This window comes from Hylemonella sp. GW821-FHT10B10 (assembly GCF_059415585.1).
In genome coordinates this window covers 49,037-64,476 of sequence record NZ_JBWKNN010000001.1, presented here as the reverse complement: position 1 = coordinate 64,476, position 15,440 = coordinate 49,037, and the positions used below count along the sequence as shown (strand labels likewise).

Below are 15,440 nucleotides of genomic sequence, written 5' to 3'. Positions count from 1 at the left end.
GCCCGTGCTCAGAGCCGGAAGGTACCGACCAGCTGGTTCAGATGTTGGGCCTGTTCACGCAGGCTCATGGCCGCGGCGGTGGACTCCTCCACCAGGGCCGCGTTCTGCTGCGTGGCCTGGTCCATCTGTGTGACCGCTTCGCCGACCTGGGCCACGCCGGTGCTCTGCTCCGAACTGGCCGCGCTGATCTCGCCCATGATGTCGGTCACCCGCCTGATGCTGGCCACCACTTCGCTCATGGTGGCCCCGGCCTGGTCGACTTGGGCACTGCCCTGCCCGACGCGTTCCACGCTGTCGGTGATCAGCGTCTTGATCTCCTTGGCCGCCTCGGCGCTGCGGCCAGCGAGCGATCGCACTTCGGAAGCCACCACCGCAAAACCCCGCCCCTGCTCACCGGCGCGGGCCGCTTCCACGGCAGCGTTCAGCGCCAGGATATTCGTCTGGAAGGCGATGCCATCGATCACGCTGATGATGTCGGCGATCTTCCTGGAGCTGTCGTTGATGCCCTTCATGGTGTCCACCACCTGGGCCACGACTTCGCCGCCCTGCACCGCCACCGTGGATGCACTCTGCGCCAACTGGTTAGCCTGGCGCGCGTTGTCGGCGTTCTGCTTGACGGTGGAAGAGAGTTCTTCCATGGAGGCGGCGGTTTCCTGCAAGGCGCTGGCCTGGCTCTCGGTGCGCGCGCTCAGGTCCTGGCTGCCAGCAGCAATCTCGCTGCTGGCCGTGGTGATGCTGTCGGTGGAATGGCGCACCTCGCCGACCAGGCGGCGCAAAGACTCCTGCATGCGCACCAGCCCCTGCATGAGGCTGTCTGGATGCGAAGTAGACGGTACGGGGTAGGCCAGATTGCCTTCGGCGATTTCCGACAGGGCGCGGCGCGCATCCCCCGGGTCCCCGCCCAGCTCCTGGCCCACCGTCTTGCGCAGGTAGAGCGTGAAGCCCGTGGCCACGCCCACGGCCAGCACCGCCAGGGACAGGGAGAAGAAGACGACCCGGTTGGCCTGGCGATCGACGTTCTCCTGGGCTTCGCCCGAGACCTTGTCGGCCGTCTCGACCTGCTTGAGCAGTTCGGCACGCAGATTGCGCCAGGCCGGCGTTTCGTTGCTGTTGAGGAACTTCACCGTGTCCGGCGACTGCTCCTTGATCAGGGCCTGCACCTTTTCCTGAGCCTGGGCGTGCAGGGTGCGCAGAGGCGGCAGCCTGTCCAGCCCGGCCTCGAACACCGTGCCCTTGGCGATCCTGGCGGTGTCTGCGTAGGCCTTGTCATAGGCCTTGCGCGCCGCTTCCAGGTTCTCGGCGGCACGCGGATTGGCCGGGTCCAGCACGATATTGCGCAGGGCCTGGCCCATCTGCAGGCCCTGGGCGTACATCTCGTTGAGCCCGGTGCTGATGCGCTGCTCACTTTGGATATAGCGCCCAAACTGGTTCTTGGTGTAGACCAGGCCGCCGATGCTGCCGGCCAGCCCGACGATAAAGAGCGCCGCTGGCACCACGGCGCAGAGCAGCAGTTTGGTGCTGAATTTCATGTACGAACCCTCCCTGATGGTAAGGTCCATATCATTACTCACTTATGGATGTTTGCGGATACCCCCCGCGCTATTCCAGACGCCGATCAACCCCGTTTTTTCAGAGCATTTCCAGCGCCACGGCCGTACCTTCGCCGCCGCCGATGCACAACGTGGCGAGACCGCGTTTGAGGCCGCGGGCCTTGAGCGCGTGCATGAGGGTGACCATGATCCGTGCGCCCGAAGCACCGATGGGGTGACCCAGCGCACAGGCGCCACCGTTGACGTTGACGATGTCGTGCGAGACCTTGAGCTCTTCCATCAGAGCCATGGGCACGACAGCGAAGGCCTCATTGACTTCCCACAGGTCCACGTCCTTCACGCTCCAACCGGCCCGGGCCAGGGCCAGTTGCGTGGCGCCCACAGGCGCGGTGGTGAACCACTCCGGGGCCTGTGCGTGCATGGCGTGCGACACGATCTTCGCCAGCGGCTTGAGACCGTGTTTGGCGGCGGTGGAGGCGCGCATCATCACAAGAGCCGCTGCGCCGTCGTTGATGGAGGAACTGCTGGCGGCGGTGATGGTGCCGTCCTTCTTGAAGGCGGGTTTGAGCGCGGGAATCTTGTCGAGCTTGGCCTTGCCCGGGCCTTCGTCGATGGAGACCACGGTCTCGCCGGCGCGGGTCTTCACGGTGACCGGCGTGATCTCGGCCGCGAAACCGCCGTTCTGGGTGGCGGCCTGGGCGCGGCGCACGCTGCTGCTGGCGAAGTGGTCCTGCTGCTCGCGGCTGAACTTGTACTTGGCGGCACAGTCCTCACCGAAAGTACCCATGGAACGGCCGGCCTCGTAGGCGTCTTCCAGGCCATCGAGCATCATGTGGTCGTAGATCTTGTCGTGGCCCATGCGATAGCCGCCGCGCCCCTTGAGCATGAGGTAGGGCGCATTGGTCATGCTCTCCATGCCACCCGCGACGATGACGTCGGCGCTGCCGCCGGCCAGCATGTCGTGCGCAAACATGGCCGCGCGCATGCCCGAGCCGCACATCTTGGACAGGGTCACCGCGCCCGCGCTCTTGGGCAGGCCGCCCTTGAAGCCGGCCTGGCGCGCCGGGGCCTGGCCCTGGCCAGCCATCAGGCAGTTGCCCATCAGCACCTCGTTGACGAGTTCGGGGGCGATGCCAGCGCGCTCGACGGCGGCCTTGATGGCCGCACCGCCCAGGTCATGGGCCGAGAGGGAAGAGAAGTCGCCCTGGAAGGCCCCCATGGGGGTACGGGCGGCGCCGACGATGACGATGGGATCGGACATGGTGTGCTCCTGAAGCAGACGGAAGAATGTCCGGATTGTGCCGCGAAAGGCCCGCCGGCAAAGGCCAGCGGGCCTTGGTCAGGAGGACTACGTAGGGGTGTTCCCCCGGTCGACGGCGATATAGATCTCGCCGCCGGTGCGCCGGAACTCGGCGGATTTCTGCGTCATGCCCGCGTCCAGCGCCTGGACTTCGCTCACACCCTGGGTTTTCGCATAGTCGCGCACCTCCTGCGTGATCTTCATGGAGCAGAACTTCGGCCCGCACATGGAACAGAAGTGCGCCACCTTGGCCGAGTCCTTGGGCAGGGTCTCGTCATGAAATTTCTGCGCAGTGTCCGGGTCCAGCGAAAGGTTGAACTGGTCCATCCAGCGGAATTCGAAACGCGCCTTGGACAGCGCGTCGTCCCGCGCCCGCGCCCCGGGATGACCCTTGGCCACGTCGGCCGCATGCGCGGCGATCTTGTAGGTGATGATGCCGGTCTTCACGTCTTCGCGGTCGGGCAGGCCCAGGTGCTCCTTGGGCGTCACGTAGCAGAGCATGGCCGTACCGAACCAGCCGATCATGGCCGCGCCGATGCCACTGGTGATGTGGTCGTAACCGGGGGCGATGTCCGTGGTCAGCGGGCCCAGGGTGTAGAACGGCGCTTCGCCGCAGTGCTTGAGCTGCTCGGTCATGTTCGCCTGCACCATGTGCATGGGCACGTGGCCCGGTCCTTCGATCATGGTCTGCACATCGTGCTTCCAGGCGATCTGCGTGAGCTCGCCCAGGGTGCGCAGTTCGGCGAACTGGGCTTCGTCGTTGGCGTCGGCGCCCGAGCCAGGGCGCAGGCCATCGCCCAGCGAGAAGCTCACGTCGTAGGCCTTCATGATGGCGCAGATCTCCTCGAAGTGCGTGTAGAGAAAGTTCTCCTGGTGGTGCGCGATACACCACTTGGCCAGGATGGAGCCGCCGCGCGAGACGATGCCCGTGACCCGGTTGGCCGTGAGGTGGATGAAGGGCAGGCGCACGCCGGCGTGGATGGTGAAATAGTCCACGCCCTGCTCGGCCTGCTCGATCAGGGTGTCGCGGAAGATGGCCCACGTCAGGTCCTCAGCCACACCACCCACCTTTTCCAGCGCCTGGTAGATGGGCACGGTGCCGATGGGCACGGGCGAATTGCGCAGGATCCAGTCGCGCGTGGTGTGGATGTTCTTTCCGGTGGACAGGTCCATCACCGTGTCGGCACCCCAGCGCGTGGACCAGACCAGCTTCTCCACCTCTTCCTCGATGCTCGATGTCACCGCCGAGTTGCCGATGTTGGCGTTGATCTTGACCAGGAAGTTGCGGCCTATGGCCATGGGCTCGAGTTCAGGATGGTTGATGTTGGCCGGTATGATGGCGCGCCCGCGCGCCACCTCGTCACGCACGAACTCGGGTGTCACCACCTTCGGGATGCTGGCACCGAAGCTGTTGCCGGCCAGGCGCAACTCACGCTCGGGGCTGTTCAGGTACTGCGCCGTCCATTCACGCTGCTGGTTCTCGCGCAAAGCCACGTACTCCATCTCGGGCGTGACGATGCCTTTGCGCGCGTAGTGCATCTGGCTCACATTGGCGCCCGCCCTGGCGCGGCGCGGTGTGCGCTGCAGGCCGGCGGCTTGGGCACGCAGAGCAGCCAGGGCCTCGGCTTCGGCGCCCTTGACGCCATCGTCCAGCGCCACCCGCGCACGGCCGCCGTAGCTTTCGGTGTCTCCCCGTGCTTCGATCCAGCCCTGGCGCAGCATGGGAAGGCCGCGCTTCACGTCGATCTCGGCCTGCGGATCGGTATAGGGGCCCGAGGTGTCGTACACAAGCACCGCCTCGCCATTGCTCTGTGTGATCTCGCGCATGGGCACGCGCAGATCGGGCCGGGTCCCCGTGACGTGGACCTTGCGCGAGGCCGGCAGGGGCTCGCGCGTGAGGGTGATGAACTGGGTCAGTTTGTCGGGTGCGTTCATGCGGAATCTCCTTGAAACAAAAGTTTTGCTCCGAAGGAGGTTCACAGAACGCGAACCTGGGGACGGCACGAGGCCTGCAAGGGATACAGACGCAACAGACGGACTGCAGGTCAGGCTCTTCTTACGCCGGTATGAACCGGATCAAGTTCGCGGGTTCGGATCACCATCTCAGCATGTCAGGCATGCACCCCGGGCAAGACGGAATGTAGCCGACTCGGCGCTGATCAAGACATGACCCAGGTCAATTTCTTGTGCGACGATCACGTCGCGGCACGTTCAGTGAACGGCCACCCGGAGATCCAGCAAGACTCACATGCCTTCCCGTTGAATCGAAAAGCGCCGGCTGTGCTCGTAAGGAAAAACGTCGTAAACGTGACCCTGCTGGATGCGCTCCTTGTGGCCCTGCCAGAAGGCCGGGTCGAGCAGGTCAGGGTGATGCGTCATGAACACCTCGCGCACAACCGGGTTGCCCAGCAGGAAAGGCGCAAAGGTTTCGGGGAACACATCACGGGGGCCGACCTTGTACCAGACCTCGCCGCTCATCTCTTCTTCCTCGTTACGCGGCGCTGGCACCGGACGGAAGTTGCAATCGGTGAGGTATTCGATCTCGTCGTAGTCGTAGAACACCACCTTGCCCTGGCGCGTCACGCCGAAGTTCTTCCACAGCATGTCCCCGGGGAAGATGTTGGCCGCCACCAGGTCCTTGATGGCATTGCCATACTCGATGACGGTGCGCTCCAGCTGGCGGCGCGCACGACGCGCATCCTCGGAGGTGTTGGAAGGATCGGCCGCACCGGCGTCGAAGGCCTCCTGCAGGTAGATGTTGAGCGGGATCATGCGCCGTTCGATGTAGAGGTGCTTGATGATGACTTCGCTGCGCCCGTCCTGGTCGCGGTCGCTGATCTCGAGCTGGCTGGGCGCGAATTTCCCGATCTCGGCGATCAGCTCCTCGTCAAAACGCTCCAGCGGAAAAGCCACCAGGCTGTATTCCAGTGTGTCGGCCATGCGCCCCACGCGGTCGTGCTGCTTGACCAGCAGGTATTTGCCTTGCACCTGCGCACGTGTGGTGTCCTTAGGCGGCGGGTACCAGTCCTTGATGATCTTGAAGACGTAGGGAAAGGACGGCAGGTCGAACACCAGCATCACCATGCCCTTGATGCCAGGTGCGATACGGAAGCGGTCGCTCGAATGCTTGAGGTGGTGAAGAAAGTCGCGGTAGAACAGGGTCTTGCCCTGCTTGGCCAGACCCAGGGCGTTGTAGAGCTCGGCGCGGGGTTTGCGCGGCATCATGCCGCGCAGGAACTGCACATAGGCCGAAGGCACCTGCATGTCCACCATGAAATAGGCCCGGGCAAAGCTGAACAGCATCAGCAGATCGTCCTCGCCAAAGAGCGCGGCGTCGATCACCAGTCGACCCGGCTCACTGTGCAGGATAGGCAGGGCAAAAGGCACCTCGACAAAGCCGTTGATGATCTTTCCCACCACATAGGCGCCCTTGTTGCGGAAAAAGAGGCTGGACAGCACCTGTACCTGGAAATTGGTGCGCAGCTTGTTCTGACCCAGCAGGTCGTGGACCGCCGCCAGCACGTGGTCCACGTCACGCGCCAGATCCTCGAAAGGGCACTGCAGCTGGAAATTGCTGATGATGCGTTCTATCGTCTCGCGCAGGGTCTCGCGCGTGGGATAGTAGGCGCGGTAGGTCGGCCGGGCGGCGGGTTCGTCGTTCTCGATGTACTCGGTGCTGACCGCCGGCCGCACGAAAATGAAGTCGTTGTGGAAGTGCGTGCGGTGCAGGATCTTGGTGGTGACCGAGTTGAAGAATGTCTCGGCCAGCTCGGGCTGGTGGTGGTCCACCAGCAGTCCGATGTAGTGCAGCTTGACCTGCTGCCAGATGGCCATGGGCTGGGTGCCGGCCTGGAATTCCTGCTCCAGCCGGCCCACGCATTCCTTGACGCGCTGGTCGTAAAACTCGATGCGTTCGCGCTGGGCCCGCTGCTGGCCCTGCCAGTCGGCCATCTCGAAACGGCGCTGGGCCCGCGCGGACTCGGTGCGAAAGAGCTGGTAATGGCGATTGAAGCCATCCATCATCGCCAGGGCGATGTCGTAGGCAACGGTCGAGTCCAGCCGCTGCGGAAACACCCTAACTCCTGGCTGCGATCACGCCCTGGATGGCGGCCCGGTACAGGGGCTCGATGGAGTCGGTGCTGGACACGGTCATCTGCAGGTCCTGCAACAGGCCGTCGTGCACGCCGAAGGCCCAGCCGTGGATGGCGACCTGCTGGCCACGCGCCCAGGCATCCACCATGACAGTGCTGACGCAGACGTTGACCACCTGCTCGATGACGTTGAGGTCGCACAGGGCATTGGCACGCTGCGCCTCGGGCAGGCGCTCCAGCAGATCGCGGTGGCGGTCGCGCACATCCTGGATGTGACGCAGCCAGTTGTCAGCCAGGCCGATGCGTGCACCTTCGAAGGCCGCCTGCACGCCACTGCAGCCGTAGTGGCCCACCACCATGATGTGCTCCACCTTGAGGCGCTCCACCGCGAACTGGATGGCCGACAGGGCGTTCAGGTCCGAATGCACCACCACATTGGCCACGTTGCGGTGCACGAAGACTTCACCGGGCTCCAGCCCCGTGATCTGGTTGGCCGGCACGCGGCTGTCGGAACAGCCGATCCACATGTACTTGGGCGTCTGCTGCTTGACCAGGCCCGTGAAAAAGCCGGGGCGCTCGCGCTCCATCTGGGCCGCCCATTGGCGGTTGTGGGAAAAAAGGTCGTTGACGGATTTGCTCATGGTTTGATTTTCCTACAGCCTGCCATGTCCCTACCGGCGCAGGGCCGTACGGACATTCCAGTCCAGCAGGCCGATTTGCGCGCGTGACAGCGCATCCACCTTGGGATCGAACTGGCAGGCCTTGCCGGCCTTGCCGTCTCCGGGCGTGCACATGAAAGAGGCCGGGTCGCCCAGGGTCCAGCTGCCTTCGGCACTGCGCGCGGGGCCGAAGTAGCTCAAGCTCAACGGTGCATTCCAGGCCGCATCGGCCTGCTTGGCCGGATCCAGCAGCAGATTGCGCCCGGTCTTCACATAACCCTGCTGGATACCCAGCAGAGGGAACAGGGTGGGGAACATGTCGCGGTGACCGGCCGGCAGCTGGCGCTGCGGCCCGCAATTCAGGCCATCGCCCCAGATCACGAAGGGCACCTGACGTGCCTGGTAACGGCGCTCGGGCATGGCGTACAGGCCGAAGCTGCGCACATTGTGATCGCCGGTGGCCGCAATCACGGTGTTGTGGCGCAGCGGGCCGTTGCGCACCTCCTGCACCAGCCCCCCGAGCAGATCGGTCGCGTAGTGCCAAGTGTCGAGATTTGGCCAGAGGTCTTCAGAATTGCGCTCGCCCCCCCACTTGCTTCGATCGCGTTTGACCGGCAGGTACTCCGGTGGCAGGTCGTAGGGCGGGTGGTTGGTGGCGGTGAGCACAAAGACAAACAGCGGCTGCTCGGACGGCTTCTTCAGCCGTTCGGACAGGTAGCGGAACACATAACTGTCCCAGACACCCCAGATGCCCAGCGTCGCCTCAGGGTAGGCCTGGCGCAGGCTGTTGGCGTCGATCACCTCGTCGAAGCCCTGGGTCTTGAGCACGCGGTCCAGATCGCGCCAGCCCGAGCGCACGGACGAGACAAACAGAGTCCGGTAGCCTGCCTTCTTGAGCAGCAGCGGAACGGACCAGGGAATGGGCGTCTTGCCCTGCGGCCCCAGCGTCAACGGCGTCACCGGGGTGGAAAAGAGGATGGCTTCCAGCGAGGGGTGCGTGCCGGGTTGAGCCGAGTCGAAATTGGAGAAATGGCAGGCTTCCGGCAGGGTCGGCGCCAGACGGCCCAGGACATCGAAGTCCTTGGCCTGGTAACGGAACGGCTCGGCGCTCCAGGATTCCATCAGGAAGAACAGCAGGTTCTTGCGCGGCGCGGCAGCGGTAGATGGCGCGCCGGAGGCGTGCGCAAACAAGGCATCGCGCAGGGCCGACTCGTCCTTGGCGTCCATGCCCAGGGCACGGGCTGCCTCCAGGGGCGAACCATAACCCAGGCGCCGCAGGCCGACCAGCGGGTCGGTGAAGTTCTGCGAGTCACGCCGCGCATCCCAGGCGAACTTCAGGGCGATGACCCCATTGGGCACCATGTCGTTGAGGAACTGCGAGGTGGTGACCGAAACGTTCTGCCGCCCCAGGGCCATGGCGCGCAACGTACCCTTGGTCGTCATCACCAGCAGCAGGAAGGCGAACAGCACACCCAGCAGCGTGAGCCAGACCGGGATGCGCCGTTCGGCCACGCCGCGGTTCAGGCCCAGGCTCAGGCGGCCGTAAGCCGCCTTGCGCGCGGCCATGGCAGCCCAGCTGGCCCCCAGCAGCACGGCCAGCGTGAGGAAGACCGGGAAGTCGCTCCAGATGGTCTGGACGATGGCCTTGGTGTCGTCTTCGAAGAAACCGAACACCACGGGATCGATGGGTGTCTTGTAAAAGCCGAAGTAATGCAGGTTGATCAGGCTGGCCGTGACGAACAGCGTGGCCACCGCACCGGCCAGCCAGCCGTGCCAGCGCGCCGGCACGATGATGAGCAGGGGCCAGATCAGGATGGCCGCGGCGGCACAGACCTTGAGGTCGAAGCGCGCCCCCTGGTAGACCACAGCCCAGAGGTCGGCCCGCGTCGCCGCGAAACCCTCGGGCCAATGCCAGGCGATCTGCGCCATGCGCAGCATGGAAAGGACGCAGGCCACGCACAGGACCATGACCCAGGCCTGCAGGGTGGCCGAGGCCAGCGCACCCAGCAGGTGGTGGCCAAAAGTGCGTAGCGAGAACTTCATCGTCAGGCTTTCCCGGAATTGCTTCAGGGAGGCATTGTGCCTGCGGGAAATGTCTACATTGTTTCGGCGAAGAGTTCCCGGCCGATCAGCATGCGGCGGATTTCGGAGGTCCCGGCGCCGATCTCGTAGAGCTTGGCGTCACGCCAGAGGCGGCCCAGCGGGTACTCGTTGATGTAGCCGTTGCCACCGAAGATCTGCACCCCCTCGCCGGCCATCCAGGTGGCCTTTTCGGCCGTCCACAGGATGACCGAGGCGCAATCCTTGCGCACCTGGCGCACGTGCTCTGCGCCGAGCAGGTCAAGGTTTTTGGCCACGGTGTAGGCAAAGGAGCGGCCGGCCTGCAGCACGGTGTACATGTCGGCCACCTTGCCCTGGATGAGCTGGAATTCGCCGATGCTCTGGCCGAACTGCTTACGGTCGTGGATGTAGGGGATGACGTTGTCCATCACCGCCTGCATGATGCCCAGCGGGCCGCCCGTGAGCACGGCGCGCTCGTAATCCAAGCCGCTCATGAGCACCTTGGCGCCGCCATTGAGCGTGCCCAGCACGTTCTCGGCCGGCACCTCGACATCTCTAAACACCAGCTCGCCGGTGTGCGAGCCGCGCATGCCCAGCTTGTCAAGCTTCTGCGCGATGGAAAAGCCCTTCATGCCCTTTTCGATCAGGAAGGCCGTGACACCACGCGCGCCGAGTTCGGGTTCGGTCTTGGCGTAGACCACCAGGGTGTCGGCGTCGGGGCCGTTGGTGATCCAGAACTTGCTGCCGTTGAGCAGGTAGTAGCCGCCCTTGTCCTCGGCCTTGAGCTTCATGCTGAGCACGTCGCTGCCGGCGCCGGGCTCGCTCATGGCCAGCGCGCCCACATGCTCGCCGCTGATCAGCTTGGGCAGGTATTTCTTGCGCTGCGCCTCGTTGCCGTTGCGCTTGATCTGGTTCACGCAGAGGTTGCTGTGCGCGCCGTAGGACAGACCCACCGAGGCGCTGGCGCGGCTGATCTCCTCCATGGCGATCATGTGGGCCAGGTAGCCCATATTGGCGCCGCCGTACTCCTCGCCCACGGTGATGCCCAGCACGCCCAAGTCGCCCATCTTGCGCCACAGGTCCATGGGAAACTGGTCGTTGCGATCGATCTCGGCCGCGCGAGGGGCGATCTCTTCTTGCGCAAATTCTCGTACCGCGTCGCGCAGGGCATCGATGTCTTCGCCGAGCTGGAAGTTGAGTCCGGGCAGGTTCATGAATGGGTCTCCGTCTTATGGGTCCGGCCTTATTTGCCGTTCTTTTTGTCGAGCTTGGCCAGCAGGGCGCGGGCTTCGCGCTGGTGCGCCTTGATCTCGTCCAGGTTGGCCTGCAGGTCGGCCATCTGCTCCTCGACCTGGGCGCGGTGCGCGGCCAGCACGTCGAGAAATTTCTTGAGCTGCAGCCCGGTATCACGCGGGCTGTCGTACATGTCGATGATCTCCTTGGCCTCGCTCAGACTCAACCCCAGACGCTTGGCGCGCAGGGTGAGCTTGAGGCGGGTGCGGTCACGTCCGCTGTAGACGCGGATGCGCCCGCCCGGCCCGCTGCGCTCGGGCTGCAACAGCCCCATGTCTTCGTAGAAGCGCATGGCGCGCGTGGTCAGGTCGAATTCCCGGGCCAGATCGCTGATGCTGTAGGTCGTTGCCATGGTCGTTGATAGTGAAAACAAAGGCGACAACGCGACGTCACGGACGCGCCTAGAATGCCGGTTGTCCATTGACGTTTACGTAAACGTCAATTATGTCGCAATTCACATGCTCCATGAACGAACTCGAACGCCAGCTGCACTACCCCTTGGGCGAGACCCTGCCCGAACCCGGCGCCACCCTGGAGATAGCGCCCGGTGTGCACTGGATCCGCATGGCCCTGCCCTTCGCGCTGGACCACATCAACCTCTGGCTGCTGCGCGACACGCTCGATGGCCGCAACGGTTGGACTGTGGTGGACTGCTGCATCAGCCGCGACGAGGCCAAGGCCCAGTGGGAGCAGCTGTTTGCCGGCAGCTTCGAGGGCCTGCCCCTGCTGCGCGTGATCGTCACGCACATGCACCCGGACCACATCGGTCTGGCCGACTGGCTGTGCTCGCGCTGGAGCACACCCGAACACCCCTGCCGCCTGTGGATGAGCGCCACCGACTACAACCTGGCGCGCGTCGGGTCGTCGGGCAGCAACGGCTTTGGCGGTGACAGCTCGGCACTCTTCTTTGCCGCCCACGGCCTGCGCGATCCGGCCTCGATGGCAAAGATCAGCGAACGCGCCAGCTACTACCCCACCCTGGTGCCGGCCGTGCCGCGCCAGTTCCGCCGCCTGATGGAAAACGATATGGTGGCCATCGGTGGACGTGGGTGGCGCTGCATCAGCGGCCACGGTCATGCGCCCGAGCACATCGCGCTTTACTGCGAGGAACTCAAGCTGCTGATCGGTGGTGACATGATGCTGCCGCGCATCTCCACCAATGTCAGTGTCTTCGACATGGAGCCCGAGGCCGACGCCTTGAAACTCTTTCTGCAGTCGATCGACAAGTTCAAGGCCCTGCCAGCCGACACGCTGACCCTGCCCTCCCACGGCAAGCCCTTCACCGGCCTGCACCGGCGCATCGAACAGTTGCATGAGCACCACCGTGACCGCCTGGCCGAAGTAATGGAAGCCTGTACCCTGAAGCCCTGCAGCGCCGCCGACGTGCTGCCCATCCTCTTCAAGCGCAAACTCGACCTGCACCAGACCACCTTCGCCATGGGCGAAGCCGTGGCTCACCTGCACACCCTGTGGTTCGAAGGCAAGCTGCAACGCCAACGCGACGAGCTGGGGGTTTACCGCTTCAGCACCGCAGCGTGAAACCACCGCGCCCTACAATGCCCCGTTTTGGTGCTTGTAGGAGCGCATGTGCATCCCATTCTTCTCTGGCTGCGCGGTTTCTGGCCCGCGCCGCTGTCGGTCAGCCGCCGTGAAATCTGGCTGGGTTGCCTGGGCGCCGGCCTGGGCCTGCTTGGCACCGAATGGCTGAGCCACCACGCCCTGGGCGAACTCAATCCCTGGTTCATCGCGCCCATGGGCGCTTCGGCCGTACTGCTCTTCGCGGTGCCGGCCAGCCCCCTGGCCCAGCCCTGGTCCATCCTGGGCGGCAACACGGTGTCGGCGCTGATCGGCGTGCTGTGCGCCCACACCCTGGGCCATGATGGCCTGGCGGCCGGCGTGGCCGGTGCCGGCGCCATCGCCGCCATGTTCGCGCTGCGTTGCCTGCACCCGCCTGGCGGCGCCGTGGCGCTGACCGCCGTGCTGGGCGGGCCGGCCATCAGCCAGCTGGGTTATGGCTATGTGCTGTGGCCGGTGGCGGCGAATTCCGCTCTCCTGCTCACCCTGGCCCTGCTCTTCAACAACCTGATGCAGCGGCGCTACCCGCACCAGGCCGTGCCCCAGCCCCACCCGCACCGCACGGCCGACCGCCTGCCCAGTGCACGCCTGGGCGTCACCAAGCAGGATCTGGATGCCGCACTGGCCAGCCAGGGCCAGCTGCTCGACATCAGCGCCGACGACCTGGAACAGATCCTCACGCGCGCTCAGCTTCAGGCCAGCCGGCGCAAATGGGGCGATGTGTACTGCCGCGACATCATGTCGCGCGACGTGGTCCATGTCCGGCCGCTCGACTCGGTGGACGAGGCCTGGGCCCGCCTGGCACGGCACAAGGTCAAGGCCCTGCCGGTGATCCGCCTCGACGGCACACTGGCCGGCATCGTGTCCCTGCATGACTTCTTCGTCGGGCACAGTGCACCCGACCCGCGCAAGATGCCCGTGATGAGCACGGCGCGCTACGTGGCCGACATCATGACGCGCAAGGTGCGCGTCGCACGACCCGAGCAGCTGATGGTGGACTTGGTGGCACTGTTCTCCGATGGCGGTCTGCACCACATGCCGGTGGTGGACGAACAGCTGCACGTGGTGGGCATGATCACGCAGTCGGACGTGGTGGCCGCGCTCTTCAAGACCGGCGCGTAGAACGCCGGGTCAGGCGCCCGCAGGCGCCACTGCGGCGCCCTGGATGGCATGCCGCTGGAGCGCATCCGCCACGAAGCCGGAGGCCTTCATCTCCTCCACGAAGGCACTCAGGCAATCGCTCGCCGCCCGCCCCCGGCTCTTGGGACAACCCATGGCCTGGCGGATGACCATGAAACGCTCGGGCAGCAAACGCAAGCCCGGAAATCTTTGCGCATCGGCCTCCAGTTGCTGCCGCACACCGGCAGCCACGTCGTGTCCCTGCGCCAGGAAAGTCTCCACCACTGCCGGCGAACTGGGTGCGCGCACCAGCTGCGCCTGCTTGATCTCACGGCTGAGGTAGAGGTCATAGGCGCTGCCGCCCCCCACCGTCACGCGCAGGCCGGGACGGTCGACTTCTTCGTTACGCTGCAGGGGGGAGTCAGCGCGCACCAGGTAACAGCCCTCGATCAACACATAGGGCCCGGTGAAGGCAATCTCCTGGCCACGCAGCGGGTCGATCGCAAAAAAGCCGATATCCGCCTGCTCTTGTCGCACGGCATCGACGGACTTGCCCGCCGTGTCCAGCACCACCAGCTCCAGAGCCACCCCCAGGCGGTCCGCAAAGGCCTGGGCCAGGTCCACCGACACGCCCACGGCGTCGCCGGTGCGCGCATCCCGGTTGGCCAGGATGGGGTTGCCGAGATTGATCGAGGCGCGCAGGCGACCTGTCGGGGTGAAGGCGGTGACCAGACTTGAATCCATCGTTTTTGTTCCTCGTTGTTTACTGCGGGGTGATGTTGGCTTCTTTGATCAGCCGCGCCCACTTGGCTGTGTCCTGTTCGATGTAGCGTCCGAACTCGGCCTGCGTCATGGCCACCGGCTCGACCGCCTCGGCCTCGAAACGCTTGACCATCTCGGGCAGCTTCTGGATCACCGTCAGCTCCCGGTGCAGTCTGTCAATGACAGGCTTGGGCGTGCCCGCCGGCACCACGATGCCCCACCAATTGACGGCCTCGTAACCGGGCACACCGGCTTCGGACAGCGTGGGAACATCGGGCAGGGTCGGTGAGCGTTTGGGGCCGCCAACGGCCAGCGCCTTGAACTTGCCGGCCTTGATCTGTGGCAGGGTCTGCACCAGAGCGCCGAGGATGAGCTGTGGGTTGCCGGCCATCACATCCAGCATGGCGGGCCCGCCCCCCTTGTAGGGCACATGAACGATGTCCACCTGGGCCATGTTCACGAACAGCGCGCCGCCCAGATGCTGGAAGCTGCCGATGCCGGCCGATGCATAGTTCAACTTGCCCGGATTCGCTTTGGCCATCGCGATGAGTTCGCGCACCGAGTTGACCGGCAGCGAGGGCGGCACCGCCAGCACATTGGGGCCGGCCGCCAGCATGGCCACCGGCGCAAAAGCCTTGATGGGGTCGTAAGGCAGTTTGTAGAGCGAACCATTGGCCGTGTAGGCCGAGGAGACGAAGAGCAGGGTGTAGCCATCGGCTTCGGCTTTGGCAACCTGCTCGGTGCCGATCAGTCCGCCCGCCCCGCCCTTGTTGTCCACCACCACGGCTTGGCCCAGACGCAGAGCCAGTTGCGTGGCGATCATGCGCCCCACCACATCGTTGCTGCCACCAGGCGGGAAGGGAATGACCAGTTTGACGGGACGACTCGGATAGCCCTCAGCGGATTGCGCAGCCACCGCGACGGACAAGCCCAGCAGGAGAACGCCCAGCACAGTCTTCAGGGTGGGGTGCATGCTGTCTCCTTCTGGGAATGTTGGCGCAAGTCAGATTTTCATCATACCGACTGCGCC

Annotated in this window: 12 protein-coding genes and 1 riboswitch; of the genes, 2 read left to right on the top strand and 10 right to left on the bottom strand. The window is 64.9% G+C overall.

What is annotated here, in order from left to right; genetic code table 11:
- Nucleotides 1-8: 8 nt before the first annotated feature.
- The 8 genes from AC07NT_RS00310 to AC07NT_RS00275 form a co-directional block, all read right to left on the bottom strand.
- Nucleotides 9-1,529, bottom strand: a complete 1,521-nt coding sequence (locus AC07NT_RS00310; protein ID WP_498598420.1) for a methyl-accepting chemotaxis protein — start codon at nt 1,527-1,529, stop codon at nt 9-11.
- Nucleotides 1,530-1,629: 100 nt separating this feature from the next.
- Nucleotides 1,630-2,811: an acetyl-CoA C-acyltransferase gene (locus AC07NT_RS00305; RefSeq protein ID WP_498598421.1), complete on the bottom strand. Its 1,182-nt coding sequence runs from the start codon at nt 2,809-2,811 to the stop codon at nt 1,630-1,632.
- Nucleotides 2,812-2,898: 87 nt separating this feature from the next.
- Nucleotides 2,899-4,785, bottom strand: coding sequence for a phosphomethylpyrimidine synthase ThiC (gene thiC / locus AC07NT_RS00300; protein ID WP_498598422.1), 1,887 nt, complete (start codon nt 4,783-4,785; stop codon nt 2,899-2,901).
- Nucleotides 4,786-4,885: 100 nt separating this feature from the next.
- Nucleotides 4,886-4,987, bottom strand: a riboswitch (TPP riboswitch).
- Between the two features lie 107 nt (nt 4,988-5,094).
- Nucleotides 5,095-6,924 (bottom strand): bifunctional isocitrate dehydrogenase kinase/phosphatase, encoded by a 1,830-nt coding sequence (aceK, locus tag AC07NT_RS00295; RefSeq protein ID WP_498598423.1) that lies wholly within the window; start codon nt 6,922-6,924, stop codon nt 5,095-5,097.
- Nucleotide 6,925: 1 nt separating this feature from the next.
- Entirely contained in the window at nt 6,926-7,582 is a 657-nt protein-coding gene (can, locus tag AC07NT_RS00290) for a carbonate dehydratase (protein ID WP_498598424.1), read from the bottom strand.
- Nucleotides 7,583-7,612: 30 nt separating this feature from the next.
- A complete protein-coding gene (locus AC07NT_RS00285; RefSeq protein WP_498598425.1) occupies nt 7,613-9,643 on the bottom strand; it encodes an LTA synthase family protein in 2,031 nt (676 codons plus the stop codon).
- Between the two features lie 53 nt (nt 9,644-9,696).
- The gene (locus AC07NT_RS00280) at nt 9,697-10,875 is read right to left on the bottom strand and encodes an isovaleryl-CoA dehydrogenase (RefSeq protein WP_498598426.1); all 1,179 of its coding nucleotides are present in this window, start codon (nt 10,873-10,875) and stop codon (nt 9,697-9,699) included.
- A gap of 29 nt (nt 10,876-10,904) precedes the next feature.
- Nucleotides 10,905-11,306, bottom strand: a complete 402-nt coding sequence (locus AC07NT_RS00275) for a MerR family transcriptional regulator (RefSeq protein WP_498598427.1) — start codon at nt 11,304-11,306, stop codon at nt 10,905-10,907.
- Nucleotides 11,307-11,419: 113 nt separating this feature from the next.
- On the opposite strand from AC07NT_RS00275, the gene AC07NT_RS00270 reads away from it, so the two are divergent.
- The gene (locus tag AC07NT_RS00270) at nt 11,420-12,493 is read left to right on the top strand and encodes an MBL fold metallo-hydrolase (protein WP_498598428.1); all 1,074 of its coding nucleotides are present in this window, start codon (nt 11,420-11,422) and stop codon (nt 12,491-12,493) included.
- Nucleotides 12,494-12,541: 48 nt separating this feature from the next.
- A complete protein-coding gene (locus AC07NT_RS00265) occupies nt 12,542-13,651 on the top strand; it encodes an HPP family protein (RefSeq protein WP_498598429.1) in 1,110 nt (369 codons plus the stop codon).
- Between the two features lie 9 nt (nt 13,652-13,660).
- On the opposite strand, the gene AC07NT_RS00260 is transcribed toward AC07NT_RS00265, so the two are convergent.
- Nucleotides 13,661-14,392: an ABC transporter substrate-binding protein gene (locus tag AC07NT_RS00260; RefSeq protein WP_498598430.1), complete on the bottom strand. Its 732-nt coding sequence runs from the start codon at nt 14,390-14,392 to the stop codon at nt 13,661-13,663.
- 19 nt (nt 14,393-14,411) lie between these two features.
- A complete protein-coding gene (locus AC07NT_RS00255; RefSeq protein ID WP_498598431.1) occupies nt 14,412-15,383 on the bottom strand; it encodes a tripartite tricarboxylate transporter substrate binding protein in 972 nt (323 codons plus the stop codon).
- Between the last annotated feature and the right edge of the window lie 57 nt (nt 15,384-15,440).